We start from the raw sequence: 20,462 nt of genomic DNA, 5'->3' as shown, positions 1-20,462 counted from the left end.
GGCGGGCGAGGATAGCCCTACTCTGTCACGTGTGGGTCGAGCGCCCGCAAGGCGGCTTCGGCGAGCACCGAAGCCGGCGGTGAGCTACCCTTGGCCTCGCCCATGGAGACCGTTCGCATCGATCGCTGGCTGTCTGCCGCTCGCATCTACAAGTCTCGGACGTTGGCTACCGACGCCTGCGTCGGCGGGCACGTGCGTGTCAACGGCAACCCGGTACGCGCGAGCCATGCGGTGAAGGTAGGGGATCGCGTGGAGGCCCTCGCTCCTCGCGGTCCGGTGGTGCTGGACATCGCGGGACTGGCGGAAAAGCGGCTTTCGCCGCCGGCGGCGCGGGAGCTGTACGAAGACCACTCGCCACCTCCGCCGCCGCGCGAAGAGCGCATCGCGGTGCGACCGCGGGGGAGCGGTCGTCCGACCAAGGCCGAGCGTCGCGCGCTGGAGCGCGCTCGCTACCGCTGACTCACTCGCCCTGATCTGGATCGTCGTCGGATGGCGGCGGCGGCGGTGTGCGCGTCGCAGGCAGCATGCGCAGCGGAGACGCGAAGCGCTGGGGCACGACCCGCGTGGGCGGTTGCGGCGCGGGGTCCTCGGCGCCCTCTTCGTCTTCCACGTCTCCCTGCTCGTCGGCCTGGGGAGCCGGCGGCGGTGGTGGAGGCGGAGGTGGCGGAGGCGGATCGGGCTCGCGCTGAGGCTCCGGCTCGGGCGGCGGCGGCGCCGGCATGGGGGTGGGCGGCGGCGTGAAGGTGCGCGGAGGCGAGGTGGGCACCGGCAGCGGGCGGCGCGTGGGCAACGACGGGGTCGTTGGCATCGTCGCGCTCAGCGGCGATCCCTCGTCCGCCGCCAGCGGGGCCAGCGCTCCGCTGGCAGAGTGCTTGGGCATGTCGCCCACGCGCGACGGGATCGCCACCACCGCGATGAGCACGTACAAGAGCGCACCGCTGACGATGCCGATGCACGGCGCCCAGCGCCAACGCAGAAGCTCGGCCAAAGCCTTCAACGCCTGCATCGATTCCTGCCTCCCGCCGGAGTCTACCTCAAGGTGTTGGCCCGGGCGACTGGGGCAATCAGCCCCCGCTGAAGGCGTCCTCGGCACCCGCCTCGGGAGGTGTCGCGTCCCAACGGTCGTCCAGGTAACCCTCCGGAAGGCTGACCTTTTGCGTCCCCGAGCTCTTCCCTCGGGGCACCCGCATGGCGGAGGGAGGGAACGGCTCGTCGCGCCGAACGCTGCTGAGCACCTGGGACAACCCTTGTAGATCCGTCACCTGCATGAAGCGCTGCCGGAGCTCCGCGCTGCCCCGAAATCCCTTCGTGTACCAGGTGGCGTGGCGCCGGAACGCGCGCAGCGCCGGGCGCTCTCCCATCCACGCCGCCAGGCGCTCGGCGTGCTCCCGCATCACGTCCGTGACCTGCCCCAAGTTCGGGGGATTGGCGGGCTCTCGCCCGTCGAACACGTCCGCAAGATCTCGGAACAGCCACGGCCGACCGAGACAGCCGCGGCCGACGATCACGCCGTCGCAACCTGTGGTGCGCATCATGCGCAGGGCGTCCGCCGCCTCCCAGATGTCACCGTTGCCGAGCACCGGGATGCTCACCCGCGCCTTCAGCTCCGCGATGGCCTCCCAGCGCGCATCGCCGTCGTACAGCTGCGCTGCGGTCCGCGCATGCAAACCGACGGCCGCGCAGCCCTCTTCTTGTCCCACGCGCCCGGCGTCCAGGTACGTGAGCAGGGTATCGTCGATGCCCATGCGAAACTTGATGGTGACGGGAATGCGCTCCGCATTCCCCACCGCCGCGCGCACGATCGATGCGAGCAGCCGCGGCTTCACGGGAATGGCCGACCCGCCGCCCTTGCGCGTGACCTTGCGCACCGGGCAGCCGAAGTTCATGTCGATGTGATCGACGCGTCCTTCGCCCACCAGACGCTTGACGGCCTCCCCCACGTAGTACGGATCCACACCGTAGAGCTGCAGCGACCGGGGGCTCTCCTCCGCACCGAAGTCGCTGAGCTTGAGCGTCTTTTCCCGCCCTTCCGACAGGGGCCGGGCGGTGATCATCTCGCTCACGTAGAGCCCCGCGCCGAAACGACGGCACAACGAGCGGAACGGATAGTTCGTCACGCCGGCCATGGGTGCCAGCACCACCGGCGGCCACACGGACAGCGGCCCGAGGGCCACCGCGCGAAACTCCCCGGGCCGCGCCAGCGGCACATCCCGGTTCAGCTCGCTCTTGTAACAGGCGTCCATCGCGCCCCAGCGTTTTGGCCGCGTTTGCTCGCGCGTCAAGGCGAATTGCCCGAACCCGCGCGGATACCGCTCTCCGCTATGCTCACCAACGTGACCACCTGGGCGATGAGTGGCGTTACATCGGGGCCGCCGGCGCACGCGAGGTTCCGCGCGGCACCGACAAAATCAGACTCTGCCTCACACTGAGGCTACGAAACGGACTCGACCCAGGACTTGAACGCGCTCTTGGGCGGCAGGCCCGTCTGGCGCGCGGCCTCCTGCCCTTCGCGGAACATCACGAACAGCGGGATGCCCTGCACGCTGTGGCGCCGTGCGGCGTCTTGGTTGGCGTCGGTGTCGAGCTTGAGCACGACGATCTCCCCGGCCTTGCTGCGAGCGATCTCGTCGAGAATGGGCGCCGCCATGCGGCAGGGGCCACACCACGCGGCCCAGAAGTCCACCAGCACCGGCACCGGCGCGCCCTTCACTGCACGCTCGAGCTCGGCGCCGGTCACCTGCTGCGGCGCACCGCTGACGTCCAGCTTCTCCTTGCAGCGGCCGCACACCGGCGACTTGCCGTCCTTGTTCTTGACTCGGTTGAAGGCACCGCACTTGGCGCAGCGGAAGTAATCCATAGCGGGCGTAGCTTGCGCACGCGCATGCCTCGGCGCAATGCCCCCACTGACCCCTGGCAGTCTCAAAACCAGCCGTACAGGCCGAGGCCGAGCTCTCGCTCGCTGGCCTGCGGAAACACCGTGATGGTGGTGCCCGCCACCTGCCGAGTGGGCGCGAGGCCGCGGTAGTGGAGCAAGAGCGGCAAGCCAAAACCCCCGCCAAAACCCAGCACCGTGCCCACGATGATGTCGCTCGCGTAGTGGCGATCCGCGGTCATGCGCATCCAACCCGTGGCCAAGCCCAGACCCACGGCGGTACCGCAAGCGGCGATGTCCGGTGCACCGCCTCCGTACAGTGGCACGTTGAGATGGTGCGCGCAGATGAGCCCCGCCGAGGTCATCGTCGCCGACGAATGGCCTCCGGGAAAGGACGCGTTGCTGCCGCCAAAGCACGTCGGGTCGTAGTCCGGATCCTTCTCGCACTCCGCCACGTCCGGCCGCTCGCGGGCCACGAATCGATGCCCCGACCGCGTGAGCAGCCCCACGAAGCTCAGCGCTTGGAGGTTCATGGCCGTCATCTGCCAGGCGACGTCCAGATTGAAGTCGTCCGTGAGGGTCGGCACCAAGATCGTGTCCGCGAACACCATCACCTGCGGCGTCACGGCGAACACGTCGCTCAACGTGGCGGCGTTCTCTCGCGCCTTCCGGGATTCTCCCCGGAGCGCGCTCCGCACGCCGTCGTCGAACAGGATGGGTCCGGTCCAGTTCGGCTCCGTCGGGCTCTTCACCCCGAATTCCACGTACAGGTAGCCCGCCGCCACGGCGCCCGAGATCACGTACTCCAGCGCGTCGAAGCGCCGCCACTCGGAACGCCATTTCAGGCGATGGTGCGGAGGTTCTTCGAAAGGCTTGGCTTCTGGGGGTTGGCTCGGCGCGGCCACGGCGCGGCCCGAAAGCACGGCGAGGGCCGTACACAGGACGATGCAGAGCGGCGCGCGCATGCCGTCGGTGGTAGCACGCCAGCATGTCGCGAGACGACCGGGACGCGATCCTCGCGCGGCGGCGGCGTCTACTCACGCTGGGCCTTGCCACCCTCGCGTGCAGTCCCGCCCCGGCGTCACGATCTGCCCCACCCGCGGCGCCGCACGCTGCCCCGGCCGTGCCCGACAGCGATGGCGACGGCTTCAAGGACGACGTGGATCGCTGTCCCGAGGTCGCCGGGACGGAGAACCGCTACCCGGACGAGCTCGGCTGCCCACCGCGGCCGTGTCTCAGCATCGTGCAACCCACGGAGATCGAGATCACGCTTCAGCTCGAGCTCGCCGAACGGAGCGCGGAGCTCGGCCCCGAGACGGCGCCCATCATCGACGAGCTCGCCCGCACCCTGAACGAGCACCCGGAGCTCGCGCACGTCGAGGTGATCGGCCACGCCGACGCGAAGGAACCCAAAGGGCTTGCCCTCGCGCGGGCGGAGAACGTGCGCGCGGCGCTGATCGCTCGCGGCGTGGACGGCGCTCGGCTCACCCCGCGAGCCGCCAACGGTGACAGTCGCAAGGTGGAATTCGCGGTGCTCAGCGAGCGAGAGCCGCCGCCGCCGTGACGCCGCTCTCGAAGATCTTCATGCCGTCCCCTCGAGCGGGCACCTCACCCACGGCGCGGCGCCGCGCCCACTGTGGGTGCTGAAACGGATACAGGAACGCGTCCGGATGCGGCATCAGCCCGAACAGGCGGCCGCTCGGATCGCAGATCCCGGCCACTGCCTTGGGCGATCCATTGGGGTTGTCGGGCCACTGCTCGGTGGCCGCGCCGGTCTCGTCCACGTAGCGCGCGGCCACCAGGTGCTCGCCCTCGAGGCGCTCGAGGATGCCGCTCTTGGCGATGAACTTCCCCTCTCCATGGCGCGTCGGCAGATCCATGCTCTCCACACCGCGCGTCCACAAGCACGGCGACTCGGCGTCGAAGGCCAGGCGCACCCATGCGTCGCGGTAGCCCGGGCGGTCGTTGGGCGCGAGGGTGGCCAGCGGGGTCCGGTAGCTTCCGTCGAGCCCCGGCAAGAGCCCGAGCCGTGTCATGGTCTGGAAGCCGTTGCAGATGCCCAGAGAGAAGCCGCCATCTTCGATGAAGCGGACCAGGTCGTCGTACAGGCGGTAGCGGATCTTGTTGGCGAACACGAAGCCCGCGCCCAAGTGATCGCCGAAGGCGAAGCCGCCGACGAACGCCAGCACCTGGAAGTCCCGAAGCTTCGGTCCGCCGGTGTCGAGCAGATCGAGCAGGTGCACGCGCTCGGGTGTGGCCCCCGCCATGCGAAACGCGGCTTCCGTCTCCGCTTCGCAGTTTAGGCCGAGGCCCGTGAGCACCAGCACCTTCACCCGCTTCTTGAGCTCGGCCTGCTCGCTCTCGGGCAGCGCGCGGAAGGCGTCGATGCGGCTCATCACGCCTCCCCCAAGGTGTGCTTGAACGCGTGCTTCAAGTCCCCCACGGTCACGTCCAGGACGTCCTCGATGACCAACCGAGGCTCGGCCGTGACCCGGCCGATGCGCGTGCAGGCGAGGCCGGCGAGCTTTGCCTCGAAGGCGCGCTCGTTCTCTTTCGCCACGCTGACGACGAAGCGCCCACCGCTCTCGCTGAACAGAAGCACGTCGGTGGGCAGAGCGCTCTTGGGCAGCCGCACGGAGAGGCCAAGCTCCGCGGCCATGGCCATGCGCGCCAACGCCAGGCCCAAGCCTCCCTTGGCCGGCACCGCTGCGGCGCGCACCAAGCCTTCGGCAATGGCCGCCTCCAGTGCGCGGTACAAGGGGAGCTGCGCGGCGGGATCGATGCGCGGAACGCGGTTCCCCACGTAGGGCGCGGCCTGGCCCAAGGGTGCGCTGGCTTTTGCACGCTCTCCGCGCCAGCGGAGGTACTCGCTACCGCCGGTCTCGTCGCGCGTGTCGCCCAAGAGGTACAGGACTTCCCCCGGCTCTTTCGGATCGAGCGTGACAGCGCGCCGCACGTCGCTCATCTGGCCGATGGCGCTCACCAGCAGCGTCGGCGGCACGCTGACCCGCACTCCACCCATGGTGGAGTCGTTCTTCATGGAGTCTTTGCCGCTGATGAGCGGCGCGCCGAAGGCCACGGCCGCTTCATACAGGCCGCGACAGGCTCGCACCAGCTGCGCCATCTTGTGGGCGCCGTCCGGATTTTGCGGGCTCTCCACTGGATCCGGCCAGCAGAAGTTGTCCAGCAGCGCGATGCGATCCAAGCGCGCGCCTGCGGCGACCTGCCGGCGCACGGCTTCGTCCACGACCATGTGGGCCATCGCGTGGGTGTCGATGTCGGAATAGAACGGATTGACACCTTCGCTCAGCACGTAGCCGTGCAAGCTGCCGTGCCGCACCAGGAACACCGTGGCCTCCGCCGGCACGTCGGCGCCCACGCCCACGAAGGGCTTCACCACCGTGAGGCCCTTGACCTCGTGATCGTAGTGCCGAGCCTTCTGCTCGCCGGAGCACAGGTTCAGCCGCGCCACCATCTCCGTGAGGGCTGCCCCCAGATCCTCGGGCGGCGAGTCCTCCGGTTCTGCGTGCGTGGGCGGCGCAAAGCGCGCGGGAATGCGAAGCCGCGGGTCGCCTCCGTGCAGGAACTCCATCGACAGGTGCGCCACGGTCTCGTCACCGTAGACCACGTGGAACACGCCGCTGTCGGTGAACTCGCCCACGTCCGTCGCTTCCACCTCACGCCGCTCGGCCAGCGCCAAGAGCTCGTCCAGCTGCTCCGGCGCCACTGAGAGCGTCATACGCTCCTGCGCCTCGCTGACCAGGATCTCCCAGGCCGCGAGCCCCGCGTACTTCAAGGGTGCGCGCGAAAGATCCAGCCGCGCGCCGCCGCTTGCTTCGGCCATTTCCCCCACGGAAGAAGAGAGGCCTCCGGCGCCGTTGTCCGTGATGGCGGTGTACAGGCCGCGCTCGCGGGCCTCCAGCAGGAAGTCGAACATGCGCTTCTGCGTGATCGGATCGCCGATCTGCACCGCCTGGATCGGCGCGGATTCGTCCAGTGCCGCGGACGAGAACGTGGCGCCGTGAATGCCGTCCGCACCGATGCGCCCGCCCACCATCACGATGCGATCCCCCGGGCGCGCACCCTTCTCGTGTCCGGGGCGGCCGGCCACCGTCACCGGCAACAGGCCCACGGTTCCGCAGAACACCAGCGGCTTGCCCACGAAGCGCGTGTCGAAGATCTCCCAACCGCGGCCGTAGGGAACTCCGCTCTGGTTGCCCCCGTCGATCACGCCATGATGCACGCCGTCGCGAATGCGACGCGGGTGCATCAGGCCGCGGGGCAGGTCACCGTCGTAGAACGGCGACGCGAAGCAGTACCCCCACACGTTGCAGGAGAGCTCCGCCCCCAGACCAGTGCCGAAGGGATCGCGATTGACGCCCACGATGCCCGTGATGGCGCCGCCGTAGGGATCCAGCGCCGATGGCGAGTTGTGAGTCTCCACCTTGTACACGAGGTGAAACTGCTCGTCGCACTCCACCACACCGGCGTTGTCGTGGAACACGCTGACGAGCCAGGACTTGCCCTCGCGCTCCGTCACCGCGCGATCCACCTCTTTGGTGGCGCCGCGAATGTACGTGGAGAACAGCGAACGGATCGGCTCCGGCTCGCCTTCGAGCCGCACCTCGGCGTTGAAGATCTTGTGCTTGCAGTGCTCGCTCCAGGTCTGCGCCAGGCACTCGAGCTCAACGTCCGTCGGCTCGCTGCCGAGCCCCAGCGCCTGCCGCCCCTGGAAATGCGAGCGAATGGCGCGCATTTCCTCCAATGTGAGGGACAGCAGCCGCGCCTTGCTCAACGCCACGAGCCTTTCGTCGTCGTCCGGCAACTCCACGCGCTCCACCGGCGGCCGCGCGTGATCGAGGACCCGGGGTACGGACACGTCCGGTGCCGAGGCGCGCCAGGCCTCGTGGCTCTGGAGGCTGATGCTCTGGATCACGGGATTCGCCAAGAGCTTCAAGGCCACGCGCTCGGCGTCCGCTTCGGAGATGCCATCGAGCAGGAACAGCGTGGAGGTGTACACCGCCGAGCCCTCGGGCAACGCGCGCCCCAGGGTGTCTCGCACGGCCACCAGGGCGCTCTTGCCCACCGGATCCGTGACGCCGGGCTTGTAGGCCACGGTCACCGCCACGCCGAAGGGGCCGTCTTCCAGGCGGCCGAGGGCGCCGGTCTGCAGCACCGGATCCACCAGCTCCGCGAGCACGCGCTTCGCTTCATCCGTGCTCAGGTCGCTCTCGATGCGGTACACGTCCCGCGTCCGCACCTTGTCCACCCGAGCGCCCAGGTGACGCCGCACGTCGCGGGCCACGCTCTCGCCCCGCGGGTCGCGGTACTCGGAGCGAATGCCGATCTCGATGCGATGCACGCCCAGCGCTGCCATGAGAGCGGCGGGAGACTACCAGTTTTCCAGGGTCGCCAAGCGTCGCGTGTTACCACCCAATGAAAAACACTGTAGCGTGGCCGGGATGCACGCTCAGCCGTATCCGATCCTGCGCAGCAAGCTCGACAAGAAGGCCGAAACGTTCCAGCAAAACTACGAGCAGAATTTGAAGAGCCTGGAGCGTTTGGAGGCGGCGCTCGAGAAGTCCCGCGCCGGTGGCGGCGAGAAGTACGTGTCCCGGCACAAGGCCGCGGGAAAGCTCCTGCCGCGAGAGCGCGTGGAGCTCTTGATCGATCGCGACTCGCACTTTCTGGAGCTGTGTGCGCTGGCCGGCCACGACGTGGACGACCACGCGACGGGGGCCAGCAGCGTCGGCGGCGTGGGCATGGTGAGCGGGGTCGAGTGTCTCATCACCGCGAGCGAGTCCACCGTGCGCGGCGGCGCCATCAACGAGCTGGGGGTGAAGAAGACCAAGCGGCTCGCGGAGATCGCGGAGCAGAACCGGCTACCCGGCATCAGCATCATCGAGAGCGCCGGCGCGGATCTGCCCAACCAGCACAAGATCTTCGTACCCGGCGGCCAGGGCTTTCGCGATCTGACGCGGCGGAGCGAAGAGCGCATTCCGACCATCTGCGTGGTGTGCGGCAGCTCCACCGCGGGCGGCGCCTACATCCCCGGGATGAGCGACTACGTGGTCATGGTCAAGCAGCAGGCGCAGGTGTACCTGGCCGGTCCGCCGCTGGTGAGGATGGCCACCGGGGAAGAGACCGAGCACGAAGAGCTGGGCGGCGCGGAGATGCACTCCAAGATCAGCGGCGTCAGCGACTACCTCGCGGAGGACGAGCGCGACGCGATCCGCATTGCGCGGGAGATCGTGGCCCACCTGAACTGGACCAAGGCCGGACCCTCCCCCGCACGCCGGGTGGAGCCGCCGCTGTACGACGCGGACGAGCTGCTCGGCATCGCCAGCCCCGACATCCGCGTTCCCTTCGAGGCCCGCGAGGTGATCGCGCGTATCGTGGACGGCTCGCGCTTCAGCGAGTTCAAGCCGCTGTACGGCGCCACCCTGGTGTGCGGCTGGGCCTTCATCCACGGCTACCCCGTGGGCATCCTGGCGAACAACGGCATCCTGTTCTCGGAGAGCGCCAACAAGGGTGCGCAGTTCATCGAGCTGTGCAACCAGAGCGACGTCCCCCTGCTCTACCTGCAGAACATCACCGGCTTCATGGTCGGCAAGAAATACGAGCAGGAAGGCATCATCAAGAACGGCGCCAAGATGATCAACGCGGTGAGCAACTCCACGGTGCCCGCCATCACCATCATGATTGGCGCCAGCTACGGCGCCGGCAACTACGCCATGTGTGGCCGGGCCTACGATCCCCGCCTGCTCTTCACCTGGCCGAACCATCGCATCGCAGTGATGGGCGGCAAACAGCTCGCTGGCGTGCTCGAGATCATCCGCCGCGAGGCCGCGGCCAAGCGCGGCCTGGAAGTGGACGAGCAACAGCTCGAAATGGCCAAGCAGATGATCGAGATGAAGATCGATCAGGAGAGCGATCCCTTCTTCGCCACCGCGCGCCTGTGGGACGACGGCATCATCGACCCGCGTCAGACGCGGGACGTGGTGGGCATCGCCCTGTCCACGGCGCACAACGCGAGAGTACGCGGCACCCAGAGCTTCGGCGTCTTCCGCCACTGATCGCCATCCCCGGCTTGATATTTTCGGTCCGCCGCGGTCACACCGCGCCCCGAACCCGCGGGCTGGACCTGAGCGTCGCGCCGCGGGACGCTACGGGGGTGCGGTCCTGTTTCGCCTTCGCGCTCGTGCTGCTGTCGGGATGCGGCGCGCGCACCATCGGGCTCGACGAGTCGGAGCCCGCCGCTGAAGGCGGAGCCCCGCACTTTCCCGAGGGCACCTGGAGCCATTGCACCGAAGCGCTGGAGAACCCCGATGGCAACGTGTTCCTCAACGGCATCGGGGCCGTCCCCGACGCATCGCTGACGCTGACGGAGAGTGGCTCTACCGTGACCGCCGACTACGAGCGAGCGCCCGCGCTGTCGCGCATCTTGGATTTCACGGTGAGCAGCGCGGCTTCGGCGCGCCTGTCGCACGCTGGTCAGACGCTGTCTGGCTACTCGGGCTTGTGCGTCCAGGGCATCGGTTTCAGCAACGAGGTCCCGTTCCCCGCGAGTCTCGAGGCGAACGGCGGCGCGTTGATCGAAGCGGGCGGCACCCTGTTCCTGTCGGCGGCGGGCACCCTGAGCGGGGTCGCCGGCCCATGCGGAACGCCGTCGACGCCCGCTCGTGCGTGGGTCGTGTGTCAGGACGGACCGGCATTGGACCCAGTGCTGGCGCCCAACGTCGTCAACGGAGTGCCAGGGGGCACGCTCTCCTGTCACTCTCAGATCGCAACCGAGTATCAGGGCGGCGCCACGACCTGGTTCATCGGCAGTGGTGGAACCGGCGGCACGCTCACCATCACGCAGGTCGGAACGGAGCTCACGACCCTCTACGCCGGGGATCCATCCGTCAGCGGGACGCTGCACCTGACCGGCGTCGCCACCGACGCCGCGCGTTCGCTCGATACCGAGAGCCTGCTCGCGCCTTGCGAGGTCCCGAACCTGGGAGACGACTCTCTGGCGCCGCTGAGCGTAACGACGGCATCCCTCGCAGTGCTCGGCTCCGCGGTGCTGCTCTCCTTCACCGGCAGCCTCGGGACCGGCTCGCCGTGCCCCGGCGCACGCAAGGTGGTCACCGTGATCTGCCCCACGTCGTGACCGCGGCGCACCGACAAGAAACCTGTCGAAACGCAACCTTTGGCTGGACTTTTTTGACGAATGTGTGACGCTGAGGTGACAAGGAGGTGGCCATCGCCCACCGTGTCGTCCAGCTCGAGCCCAAGAATTCTCCCGTAGTTTCGCTTCCTTCCCCCACTACTCCGGGGAACGAGCGGACCACGGACTGGGGCTCGCTGGTCGCCGACCTGTCACGGCGCGAGGAGCCCACCTTCCACGTCCACGACCGCACCCACGTGGAGTTCGCCATCGACTACCGGCTGACGGCAGGGTCGTCGCGGGAGCAATACGAGTGGCAGGCGTTCTTCTTCGCCCCCGAGAGCCTGCGGCTCGATAGCCGCACCTACGACAAGAACGACATCTACTCCGACCTGCAGAGCTACGTGCGCTTCGAGGTGCCGGAGGTCGAGTTCGGCGCCCTCGGCGACGACGCGATGGACGACGTGAAGCGCGCACTCGCGGACGGCTCGGCGGAGCACGCCATGAACGAGCTCCGGCTGTACGCCTGTCGGGTGCGCGCCGCCGGCGTGAACGTTCGGCGTCAGATCTTCGACGCACTATCGAAGAACACGCCGGAGCACGCGTTCGACCTGGCGCTCGGCCTGGCTCGAAACGCTCGTCGAGTGAGCGCGGAGCTTCGTCAAACTCTCCAAGGCGTCGGCGAGCGTGGGGATCCGCTGGCAACCGCTGCATGCTGGGTTCAAGAGGACGTGTCGCGCCTGTTGGAAGCGCTGCTCGCCCATGTTGGGCAGCGCCTCGAGCGCGCCCAGGCTCCCCGCCGCGTGGTGCAAGAAGTGGAGGACGCCGCCCTGGCGGAAGCGCGCCATCGCTCGAGCCAAGGCCTGGGCGGCATCGGGCGTCTGGGCATGAAGCGTAGGGACATCGAGACCATCGAGTTTCGCCGCCACATGCTCAAGCGTTTCACCGCCAGCGTGCTGTGGCTGTCGCCGGAGGTGCGGCCGGCCTCGCGCTGGGTTCGGGAGCTGCTGTTCGCCGTGGCCGCCAGCGTGGCCATGGGTTTCGCCATCGGCGCCGGCATCTTGAACGGCTTTCAGGCCGAGCCGCGGCGCTGGATGGACTGGATGCTGATCGCCGTCGTGGCCTACGCCGCCAAGGATCGCATCAAGGCCTCACTCCAGCACGTGTTCTCCAGCGTGCTCGATCGGCACTTCCCCGACCGCCGCTGGCGCATTCGTGATCGCGAGCGCGGCGTCACCTTGGGCACCATGAAGGAGCAGAGCGGCTTCATCGGCTGGGACACGGTGCCCGAAGCGGTGCTCGCCTCGCGACGAATCACGCGAGAGCATCCCCTCGAAGAGCAGGCGCGCCCGGAGACGGTTCTGTTCCACCAAAAGCAGGTCACGCTGTTCGCGGATCGCGTGGTGAAGGCCGACCCGCGCCTGTCGGCCCTCACGGAAATCTTTCGCCTGAACCTCGGCCCCTGGCTGGCCCACACGGACGACCCCAAGCGCGACATCGTGTTCGCGGATCCCGTCGCCGGTCGCGTGGGCTCGGCCCAGGCACCTCGCGTCTACAACATCGCCGTCGTCTATCGTCTGCGCCGCGTGGGCGACGACGACGCACCCTGGCACCGCCTACGCGTCGTGGTCACACGCAAGGGCATCCGCCGCATCGAGAACATCACCTGAGCCGATAGCTACGGTATCTGGTTGGTTCGGCGCGATGCCCGGCGCCGACGTCGGAGGACGAGCAGCGCGAGGCCGAACAGATACGCCGCGCCGTCGGCCCTGCGCGAGCCCACGGCGCTGCAGGCGCAGGTGCCTTCCACGTCGCCCGGCCCGTCGAGGCCGAGCCCGCCGTCGCTGCCCGTCGCGCCGCCAAGGCTCGCGCCGCCGGTGTTCGTCGCGCCACCCGTGCCCGTCGCGCCACCCGTGTTCGTCGCGCCGCCCATGCCCGTCGCGCCGGCGCTGCCACCCGTGTTCGTCGCGCCGCCGGTGCCCGTCGCGCCGGCGCTGCCACCGTGTTCGTCGCGCCGCCGGTGCCCGTCGCCGCCGCGCTGCCACCCGTGTTCGTCGCGCCACCCGTGCCGCCACTGCCCCCCCGTCGCGCCACCCGTGCCGCCACTGCCCCCCGTCGCGCCACCCGTGCCGCCACTGCCCCCCGTCGCGCCACCCGTGCCGCCACTGCCCCCCGTCGCGCCACCCGTGCCGCCACTTCCGCCGGTCCCCGTCGCGACGCACTGCCCGGACGCGTTGCACGTCGTTCCGCCGCTGCAGCTCCCGCAGCTGCCGCTACAACCATCCGGGCCACACTGCTTCCCTCCACACTGGGGCGTACACGCGCCACAGCCCGTCCCCATCGCTGGGCGCGTGCTGTTCCAGTCTGCGCAGCTGCCCGCCGGACCGATCCCGAGCGACCCACTGGACGGATAGGTCACGGTCGCATTGCTCGCGTTGGTGAACACGAAGTAGTAGCGGTGGCACCCGCTCCCCACGCCGCTCACCTTCGCGGTCCAGGCGCCGTTCGTCGCGCTGCCGCGTCCCAGGCTCATCGAGGTGCAGCTGCCATCCACGTTCACCAGAGCCTGCTTGGGGCCCGCCGCGGAATACCAGTTGGCCCACGCGTCCACCGTCGCCGCTTGCCGCGGGTAGTGCGAGCCGGAAGGGATCGCATAGGCCGTCCCTCCTCCGGAGAAATCCCCCACGGAGCGGCCCGTCGAGCCGAACCCCACGGCGCCGGTGGACTTCAAGAGCAGCCAGCGGTGACCGTTCGCCTGCGAGAAGGCGCAGGTGGTGCTCGACGAATTCTCGTACAGCCACTGGTAGAAGGCGGAATTGGGATCCGTCGAGCTGGCGATGATCTCGCCCGTCCCGCTGGGCCCGAACAACTTCACGCGGGCGGAGAAGCTGCTGCACGTGGGGCTGCACGTCTGGGTGCCTCCCACGCAGGCGCAGCTGGCAGACCCGTCGCAGCTCGCCGGCCAGATGGACGCGATGTTGTTGACCACGGTGCAGGCGGAGTCGTGGGCAAAGTAGCCCTGCTTCACCATCTCGTCGGAATGGAAGCGGGCGGCGCGATTCAGCCCTTCCAGGTAGTAGACCGGCGCGAGGGGCGAGTAGCAGGCCTTCTCGCCGCACGGAGCGCCGCACTGGGTCATCTCCAGCTGCGGATCCACGCGGGCGCGATTGGTCCACTCGTGCATCACGCGTTCGGCCCAGTTCGGGAACCCGTCACTCGTGCTCTCGCCCACCGCCAGCGCCGGTGTCGCCACGAGCAGGCCCGCCAAGAACGCCAGTGCGCTCCGTCCCGCCATGACGAAAGCATACACCCACCGCGCGCGGCTGGCGTCCCCACCCCGACCTACATTGGCGCTCCAGCGAAGATCGCCACGTTGCGCGAAGACACGTCGAACGGGAACAGCGCGCGCACGCTCACCTGATAGCCGCGCTCGGACAAGTACGCCGCGCGGTCGAACACGATGAAGAGCTCCGCCATGCGCGCGAGGCGATAGCGCGGCAGGTTCAGGCGTCGCACGCGGCCGTGCTCGCGCGCCGCCTCCCGCTCCGCCCACGACAGCTCCGCGGCGCTCGGCGGCGCGAGGCCGCGACGTCGAAACGCGATCTCCGCACAGGCCGCGAGCCCCTTGCCCACGCGCCGCCGCGGCACGCCGTACAGCTCGTGCCCCGCCGGCTCGTGGACGTCCCGGCGCTCGAGCAAACGCCGCAGCGCGAAGCGCTCGCGCCGCCCCGACATCACTCGATCCATGTCTTCGACCCGCTGGAGGTGCGCGATGTTGGCGGCCCCCAAGGCGATGCGCGAGAGGCCCAGGCCGGCCCCCTCCCGAGAAATGGAGCGTCGCTCCGCTGCCGTCGTCTTGTGCGGACAGCAGGAGACCAGGAGCACGTCGGCGCCGTGAGCGGCCGCACGCTCCACCAGCGTGTCGCCCAGGGCGCCGCAGGCGTGCAGGCCCACCACCAGGTCACCGGCAGCGAGGGCCACCTCAGCCGCGTCCGCCACTCGAAAGCGGGCTCCGCCCAGTCGCTCTGCCGCCGCCACGCGCACTGGATCGCACTCCACGCCCACAGCTTCCACGTCGAGCTCCGACGCCAGCGCGCGGGTGAGGTGCCCGAGGCCCGCACCGAAGTCCACGATGCGCTGCGGCGGCTTCGCCGCGCGGCACTCGGCCAGCAGCGCTTCGATCTGTGCCGACTTGCGCAGCTTCACGCCCCGCTGGACGGACGCTGGTGCGGTCGTCGTCCCACGGTACGGCGCCGCGAGGGCTTCCGTCCGCGCGCAGAACGCCACCAGGTTCTCGGGTTCGCTCGCTCGCAGCCCGACGAGCTCGGCGCGCAGCAGCTCGGCGTCGCTCAGGGAAAGCAGGGCCTCGGTCCAGCCCCGACGCTCACACCACGCGGGCACCGCCGCGTCGACCACGCGTCCCTCGAGCACGTCGGCGAACTCGAACAGCACTTGGCGCACGGCGGCGAGGCTCAAAACACTGCCTCGACGCCGATGCTTGGTACCGTGACCGGACCCACTTCTTCATTTTCGCAGCGATCCCCATCGCAGGAAACGTTCACGACCTCCTTCGACAACGTGGCGTTCAGGACTTCCAGCACCGCGGCCCAGTAGCCCGACTGCCCCAAGCGCCAGCGCTTCTCGATGCGGGCGTCCACCCGATAGAACGCGGGAATGCGCGACGGGTGCGCGGAGCGCAGGCGATCCGGATCGGCGTCCTGCCCGGGAAAGCCCGTGTAGTAGACGAAGCGCGTGCCGGCCCGCCAGCGTCGACCCAAGTCGTACGCCAGCGCGAAGTTCAGCACATGGGTGCGGTCGAAGGACGACGGGAAGTGCTCGCGACCGATGCTGCGAGTGGAGCGCGACAAGGTGTAGGAGAGGAAGCCCCCGAGCTTCTTGGTGAGCGGACGCTTCAGGAACACCTCCGCCCCCACAGAGGAGCCCAAGCTGCGCTGCTCCAAGACCTCCGTGCCCCCTTCACTGCCGCGGGAGGCGCCCAGCGCGTCAGTCATGCGAAAGAACGCGTTCTGGAACAGCGTGAAGGACGCCGTCACGTCCCAGGGCAGGTCCGTCTCCACCCCCGAGCTGTACTGCACGCTGCGCTGCAACCCAGCCTCGAGGCCCGAAATCTGGAACCCGGGAACGGGCACCACGAAGCTCGGTGGCTGGTGCGCCAACCCGAACGCGTGCAGCAGCCGCCACTTCGGCGTCACCTCGAAGCGAGCCGCGATGCGCGGCTCCACCGCCCACGCCGCGGAGCCGTCCGAGGCGTACAGATCCACCCGCACGCCAGGGGTGAGGGTCATCCAAGGCTCCGGGCGCAGCACCACCTGGCCCCAGACCCCGGTCGCGAGATCCGTACGGGTGGGGAACAGTCGCTGGAACGCTTCGCGGTCCTCGGGATTCTCTGGATCCAGCGCAGGCGCGACGACGTCATACGTGTCGGTGGTGACGTCGCTGCCGGCTTGAAGCTCCGCGGTCTTGCTCTGACGGTGCCGCACGCTGCTGCGCAGCGCTACCGAGCGATCCCGCACGAAGACGTCGTCCTCGGAGCCCCGCGTGCGATCCAATCCCACGGTGACCGCCAGCTTGGTGCTGGTGCGTGGAGTCGGCCGATGGGTCCACGAGAGATCGACGCGATGAAACTCCGTCGAGAGCAGCGTCTTCACCTCGCCCCCGGGTCTCTTCTCCCCCAGGAAATCGTAAGCACCGAAGGAGAAAAGAGAGAGCGTATCCCGCGGCGTCACGTCGTAGGAGAAACGCGCCTGGTAGTCCCAGTAGTCGAGCACGCCGTCGGACAAGAGCGAAAGCAAGAGCCCGGTGTAGGAGTAGCGTCCGCCCAGGAGCACCGTCCCGCGGTGATTGGCGATGGGCGCTTCCACCAGCGCGCCCGCGTCCACTAGCCGCAGGTTGGCCTCGCCGTGGAAGTCCGCCCGCGGCGGAGTGATCTCGCCGGCCACGATGCCGCCGGCAAAGCGTCCGTAACGCGCGGGGTAGCCGCCGGGGTACAGGTCGACGCGATCGACGATGGCCGGATGAACCACCGAAGGTCCGAGGCCCACGTGGTAGAGCAGCGGAACGCGAATGCCGTCGAGGAAATAGCCCACGTTGCCGGGCGGTGCGCCGCGCACGAAGAAGTACGGCACGCCAGAAATGATGGGGGTGACGCCGGGCATGGCTTCCACGGCGCGAAAAGGGTCACCGAAGCTGCCTGGGATCTCGCGGACCTCGGCTCGGGTGAAGGTCGTCACGCCCGGAGGGCGTTTGTCGCCTTCCACCGTCACGTCGATGGGCGCCTGCACGCTCACGCGCTTCGGCTCTGGAGCCACGGGAGGGGGAGCACTGCTGGGCTCCGGAGCCGGCGGCGGAGGCTCGGTGAAGCGAACCTCGAAGCGGATGCGCGCTGCCATCGGCTTTCCATCCCGTTTCGCGGGGCTGAACGTCCAACGCCGAGCAGACGCCAGGGCCACGTCGGAGAACGGCGGCGAGCCGCTCACGACAGTCACGTCCCGCACGGCGCCATCGGCGTCGACCACGATCTCGAGCACCACCACGGCGTCGCCCTGGGCGCCCTGGGGGTAGTCCACCCGCGTCTCGCCGACCGGCGTGGGGCGCACGATCTCCTGGGCACCCGCGGGCAGCGCGAGGGCCAACACGAGGAGAATCAGCCGCCACCGCTCAGGTCGCGACAACAGCGGAAACCGATCTCGTAGAAGCGAAAGCCATCACCGTGGGTGGTCACCGCGCTCTGACAGGTGCGTGGTTCGGCCCAGTATCGCCCCTTGAGACTACCGTGGAAGTCCTGGGTGCCGCCGTCCCGGCGTCGAGTCCACTCTTCCACGTTGCCTTCCAGGTCGAAAACCTGGTCGGGCCCGGTGCACCCCGGGCTCTCGCCCGCGGCTTCTCCCTGGTACAGCCACTCCACGTGGTCCGCGGCCACGGCCGCCACCTGAGAGACTTGCTTCGCCGTGGCGAGCAGCTCCGTTAGGGTTTCCACCTCCGGCTTGGATACCGTGATGGGCCAGCCGTTCAGCTTCTGCTGATCGTAGAGCTTCCACAGCTTGTCGTCGTTGCAGATTCCGGGCTCGTGGGTGTCCCCGTAGGGGTACTTGCTTTCAGCCACCCCAGCGCAGCTCCGAGTCCATTCGTCGTCGAAGCACAAGCGCTTGCCGCGAGCGGCGCACCAAGCCTCGCTCTCCACGAACGTGTACATCACCAACGCCACTTGCCCAGGGACGTTGGGCGCCTCGTAGCGATCGATGCAAAAGTCGTCCACGTGCACCATGTCGTCGCCGCAGGGCGGCGCGGCCTCGGGCGGCGCATCGACGCCCGCGTCTTCCACTTGCACGTCCCACGACGCTTCGACCACGCCCGCTTCCTTGGCCGGAGGTCGCTGTGCGTCCTCATCGCTGCCGCTGCAGGACGACGCCAGCCCGAGAAGCAGAACCGCGACGACCGGACGCCCCGCCACCGTCACCTCAGCGCTTGCGGCGGCTCTTCTTGTGGTGCGTGGCGCGGCGCGCAGGCTTCACGTAGTGCGCCCGCTGCCCCGGACGGGAGACGTCCACCCAGTAGGTCTTGCGGTCCCGAGTATCCAGATGGACGTGAAAGGAGTTCGGGTAGTACCCCACGCCCACCAGATCCAGGGTGAGCAGGTAGTCCCGCACGGCCCAGTTGGGCACGCCCTCCACCGTGAAGTCCAACGCGTGACCAGTGGAATGCTTGGAGTGGGTGCCAGGGCGGTAGCCGCTCACCACGTGGATGGTGCGACCCCCGAACACGTCGCTGACCTGCGCCACCAGCTGTATCAGCCGGGTGTCGATGTCCTTCTCTTTCTTCGTCCTCCGAGAAGACAAAACGTCGTTGAAGGCTTCGCGAGCATTTCCGATGACCTTGCCGCCCTTGCCGACCGCGTAGCCTTCCCACTTGCCCGTGTAGCCGACGAGCTTCACGTAGCCGGGACGGTCAGGCGTCTTCTTGAAAGACTGCCAGCTCTCACCGGACTTCTTGGCTTCCGACTTCTTGGGCGCGGACGCACCGGGAGGGAGTGGAACGCCGATCTTCTTGCCCGGCGTGAGCATCGCAGTCTTCTTGATCGCGTTCCAACGACAGATGCTCGCCACGTTGGTGTTGTACTTGGCCGCGATCGACGAGAGCGTCTCGCCCCGCTGGATCGTGTGCCGCACGGCCTTGGCCTCGGCGTGGGCCGACGGCACGGACAGCGTGGCCGCAAGCGCCAGCAGCATGGGAAACATCCACCGCATCAGCGTCGCGACCATGACATCCATCCGCCGGCCTCGCAAAAGCCAGCGGAAATCGCCGAAATTCAGCTGTGGCCGGCCACCTGGCCGCTGACGCTGGCGCTGGCCTGGATGCTGACGTTGATGCGTGCCGACGCTTGCACGGAGGCTTGGGCCGCCGCCGCCACACAGGCAACGGCTTGGGCACCGGCGTTGCCGATGATCTTCGGCAGCTGTGCGCCGACGTCCACGACGACCTTCGCGTCCGCAGCCACCCGCCGGCCGAGGCCGATCTCCGCTTTCAGGAGATAGGGCAGGTTCGCGCGCAGCGTGGTCGCCAGGCGCATGGCCATCTCGGTGTTCGCGTTGGTCTGCACGTTCACCTGCGCCGGCGTGCACTCCGCCTGCAGGTTCGCGGTGGCGTTACAGCTCGCGTTGCACTCGGCGTCCGCGCTCGGGGGAGTGATGCTGCCCTCGCACTTGGGTGCCTGCCACTGGCCCTCACACTTGGCGTGGCAGGTCGCCGTGCAGCCACCGTTACAGGTTCCATTGCACTGACCGTTGCACTGCCCCTGAGCATTCATCGCGGAACACTGACCGTTGCACTGGCCCTGACACACGCCCTCGCACTGACCCTCGCAGCGCCCTTGGCAGTAGCCACTCAGCTTGCCGGGCTCGCACTGCGCCACGATCTGCCCAGGGTCCACCTGCGCGCTGCAGGCACCCTCGCAGCGCGCTTTGGCCTGGAAGTTCGCTTGACACTGAGGCGGCGAGACCTGCGCCTGGATCTGGATGCCCGCTCTCAGGATGGCGTTGATCTGTCCCGCGACGACCGTGCAGGCGGCCTTGGCCGAAGCGCCGGGCTCGTCGTTCTGAGCCGTCATCGCCTGGTCCGGAATGCCCAGATCACGCCCCATGTTGCGACACGCCTGGGTCGCCAGCGCCTCCATCTTGGTGGAGGTCTCCATCAGCGATCGCGCGGCGAGCACGAAAGACTTCACCTTGCCGTTGGCACTGGCGTTGGCGGAGTAGTTGAACTGCAATGGGTCCCCGGAGCCCAGCGCGGGGCACGCCGCAGCGCCCAGGGCACCAAACTGCCCTCCCATGCAGCTGGAAGCCAGGATCAAGAGGGCGCCCCCCAGCGCCGCACGGAACACCGTCGTCAATCCGTTCACCGGTTCACCTCGATGGGACCGAT

The 20,462-nt window shown here is 68.7% G+C and carries 17 protein-coding genes; 5 read left to right on the top strand and 12 right to left on the bottom strand.

Annotated features, from left to right (window positions below):
* Window positions 1-102: 102 nt before the first annotated feature.
* Entirely contained in the window at window positions 103-459 is a 357-nt protein-coding gene (locus H6717_01960; protein MCB9575778.1) for an RNA-binding S4 domain-containing protein, read from the top strand.
* A gap of 1 nt (window position 460) precedes the next feature.
* Here H6717_01960 and H6717_01955 read toward each other — a convergent pair whose 3' ends face one another.
* The 4 genes from H6717_01955 to H6717_01940 all read right to left on the bottom strand — a co-directional run bounded on the left by H6717_01955 (window position 461) and on the right by H6717_01940 (window position 3,837).
* On the bottom strand, window positions 461-1,006 hold the full coding sequence (locus H6717_01955) for a hypothetical protein (protein ID MCB9575777.1): 546 nt from the start codon (window positions 1,004-1,006) through the stop codon (window positions 461-463).
* A 58-nt stretch (window positions 1,007-1,064) separates the two neighbouring features.
* Window positions 1,065-2,243, bottom strand: coding sequence for a tRNA dihydrouridine synthase DusB (dusB, locus tag H6717_01950; protein ID MCB9575776.1), 1,179 nt, complete (start codon window positions 2,241-2,243; stop codon window positions 1,065-1,067).
* A gap of 188 nt (window positions 2,244-2,431) precedes the next feature.
* Window positions 2,432-2,857: a thioredoxin gene (gene trxA, locus H6717_01945; GenBank protein MCB9575775.1), complete on the bottom strand. Its 426-nt coding sequence runs from the start codon at window positions 2,855-2,857 to the stop codon at window positions 2,432-2,434.
* Window positions 2,858-2,919: 62 nt separating this feature from the next.
* On the bottom strand, window positions 2,920-3,837 hold the full coding sequence (locus H6717_01940) for a phosphatase PAP2 family protein (GenBank protein MCB9575774.1): 918 nt from the start codon (window positions 3,835-3,837) through the stop codon (window positions 2,920-2,922).
* A 23-nt stretch (window positions 3,838-3,860) separates the two neighbouring features.
* Between H6717_01940 and H6717_01935 the strand changes: the two genes are divergently transcribed.
* The gene (locus H6717_01935; protein ID MCB9575773.1) at window positions 3,861-4,436 is read left to right on the top strand and encodes an OmpA family protein; all 576 of its coding nucleotides are present in this window, start codon (window positions 3,861-3,863) and stop codon (window positions 4,434-4,436) included.
* Here the strand turns inward: H6717_01935 and H6717_01930 are convergent.
* Together H6717_01930 and H6717_01925 are read right to left on the bottom strand one after the other, a co-directional pair.
* Complete coding sequence (locus tag H6717_01930; protein ID MCB9575772.1) at window positions 4,408-5,268, bottom strand: phosphoribosylformylglycinamidine synthase subunit PurQ; 861 nt, start codon at window positions 5,266-5,268, stop codon at window positions 4,408-4,410. The two genes, H6717_01935 and H6717_01930, sit on opposite strands and share 29 nt — an antisense overlap.
* Window positions 5,268-8,249 carry a phosphoribosylformylglycinamidine synthase gene (locus H6717_01925; protein ID MCB9575771.1) on the bottom strand — a complete coding sequence of 994 codons (2,982 nt, stop codon included), beginning with the start codon at window positions 8,247-8,249 and terminating at the stop codon, window positions 5,268-5,270. Before H6717_01925 ends, H6717_01930 begins: the two co-directional genes overlap by 1 nt.
* 85 nt (window positions 8,250-8,334) lie before the next feature.
* Here H6717_01925 and H6717_01920 point away from each other — a divergent pair, with 85 nt between their 5' ends.
* From H6717_01920 to H6717_01910, 3 genes are all read left to right on the top strand, one after another.
* Window positions 8,335-9,948, top strand: a complete 1,614-nt coding sequence (locus tag H6717_01920; GenBank protein ID MCB9575770.1) for an acyl-CoA carboxylase subunit beta — start codon at window positions 8,335-8,337, stop codon at window positions 9,946-9,948.
* Window positions 9,949-10,046: 98 nt separating this feature from the next.
* Window positions 10,047-11,027 carry a hypothetical protein gene (locus tag H6717_01915; GenBank protein ID MCB9575769.1) on the top strand — a complete coding sequence of 327 codons (981 nt, stop codon included), beginning with the start codon at window positions 10,047-10,049 and terminating at the stop codon, window positions 11,025-11,027.
* Between the two features lie 86 nt (window positions 11,028-11,113).
* On the top strand, window positions 11,114-12,694 hold the full coding sequence (locus H6717_01910; GenBank protein MCB9575768.1) for a hypothetical protein: 1,581 nt from the start codon (window positions 11,114-11,116) through the stop codon (window positions 12,692-12,694).
* A gap of 8 nt (window positions 12,695-12,702) precedes the next feature.
* Here H6717_01910 and H6717_01905 read toward each other — a convergent pair whose 3' ends face one another.
* Genes H6717_01905 through H6717_01880 form a run of 6 tightly spaced genes read right to left on the bottom strand, consistent with a single transcriptional unit; the run spans window position 12,703 to window position 20,439 of the window.
* Window positions 12,703-14,319 carry a hypothetical protein gene (locus tag H6717_01905; GenBank protein ID MCB9575767.1) on the bottom strand — a complete coding sequence of 539 codons (1,617 nt, stop codon included), beginning with the start codon at window positions 14,317-14,319 and terminating at the stop codon, window positions 12,703-12,705.
* A 47-nt stretch (window positions 14,320-14,366) separates the two neighbouring features.
* Window positions 14,367-15,485, bottom strand: coding sequence for a methyltransferase (locus H6717_01900; protein ID MCB9575766.1), 1,119 nt, complete (start codon window positions 15,483-15,485; stop codon window positions 14,367-14,369).
* Between the two features lie 11 nt (window positions 15,486-15,496).
* Window positions 15,497-17,680, bottom strand: a complete 2,184-nt coding sequence (locus tag H6717_01895; protein MCB9575765.1) for a TonB family protein — start codon at window positions 17,678-17,680, stop codon at window positions 15,497-15,499.
* Window positions 17,681-17,688: 8 nt separating this feature from the next.
* A complete protein-coding gene (locus H6717_01890) occupies window positions 17,689-18,495 on the bottom strand; it encodes a hypothetical protein (protein MCB9575764.1) in 807 nt (268 codons plus the stop codon).
* A 7-nt stretch (window positions 18,496-18,502) separates the two neighbouring features.
* Complete coding sequence (locus H6717_01885; GenBank protein MCB9575763.1) at window positions 18,503-19,312, bottom strand: DUF882 domain-containing protein; 810 nt, start codon at window positions 19,310-19,312, stop codon at window positions 18,503-18,505.
* Window positions 19,313-19,350: 38 nt separating this feature from the next.
* Window positions 19,351-20,439, bottom strand: a complete 1,089-nt coding sequence (locus H6717_01880; protein MCB9575762.1) for a hypothetical protein — start codon at window positions 20,437-20,439, stop codon at window positions 19,351-19,353.
* Between the last annotated feature and the right edge of the window lie 23 nt (window positions 20,440-20,462).

The organism is Polyangiaceae bacterium, from assembly GCA_020633235.1.
Classification (GTDB): domain Bacteria; phylum Myxococcota_A; class Polyangia; order Polyangiales; family Polyangiaceae; genus JACKEA01.
The sequence above is the reverse complement of the archived record's forward strand: the minus strand, read 5'-3'. Positions and strand labels throughout refer to the sequence as shown.

What these genes read in the sequence shown, in the direction of transcription:
- H6717_01930 (MCB9575772.1), bottom strand. Translation starts at nt 5,268, where the DNA reads ATGAGCCGCATCGACGCCTTCCGCGCGCTGCCCGAGAGCGAGCAGGCC.
- H6717_01905 (MCB9575767.1), bottom strand. Translation starts at nt 14,319, where the DNA reads ATGGCGGGACGGAGCGCACTGGCGTTCTTGGCGGGCCTGCTCGTGGCG.
- dusB (MCB9575776.1), bottom strand. Translation starts at nt 2,243, where the DNA reads ATGGACGCCTGTTACAAGAGCGAGCTGAACCGGGATGTGCCGCTGGCG.
- H6717_01960 (MCB9575778.1), top strand. Translation starts at nt 103, where the DNA reads ATGGAGACCGTTCGCATCGATCGCTGGCTGTCTGCCGCTCGCATCTAC.
- H6717_01955 (MCB9575777.1), bottom strand. Translation starts at nt 1,006, where the DNA reads ATGCAGGCGTTGAAGGCTTTGGCCGAGCTTCTGCGTTGGCGCTGGGCG.
- H6717_01935 (MCB9575773.1), top strand. Translation starts at nt 3,861, where the DNA reads ATGTCGCGAGACGACCGGGACGCGATCCTCGCGCGGCGGCGGCGTCTA.
- trxA (MCB9575775.1), bottom strand. Translation starts at nt 2,857, where the DNA reads ATGGATTACTTCCGCTGCGCCAAGTGCGGTGCCTTCAACCGAGTCAAG.
- H6717_01885 (MCB9575763.1), bottom strand. Translation starts at nt 19,312, where the DNA reads ATGGATGTCATGGTCGCGACGCTGATGCGGTGGATGTTTCCCATGCTG.
- H6717_01920 (MCB9575770.1), top strand. Translation starts at nt 8,335, where the DNA reads ATGCACGCTCAGCCGTATCCGATCCTGCGCAGCAAGCTCGACAAGAAG.
- H6717_01925 (MCB9575771.1), bottom strand. Translation starts at nt 8,249, where the DNA reads ATGGCAGCGCTGGGCGTGCATCGCATCGAGATCGGCATTCGCTCCGAG.
- H6717_01940 (MCB9575774.1), bottom strand. Translation starts at nt 3,837, where the DNA reads ATGCGCGCGCCGCTCTGCATCGTCCTGTGTACGGCCCTCGCCGTGCTT.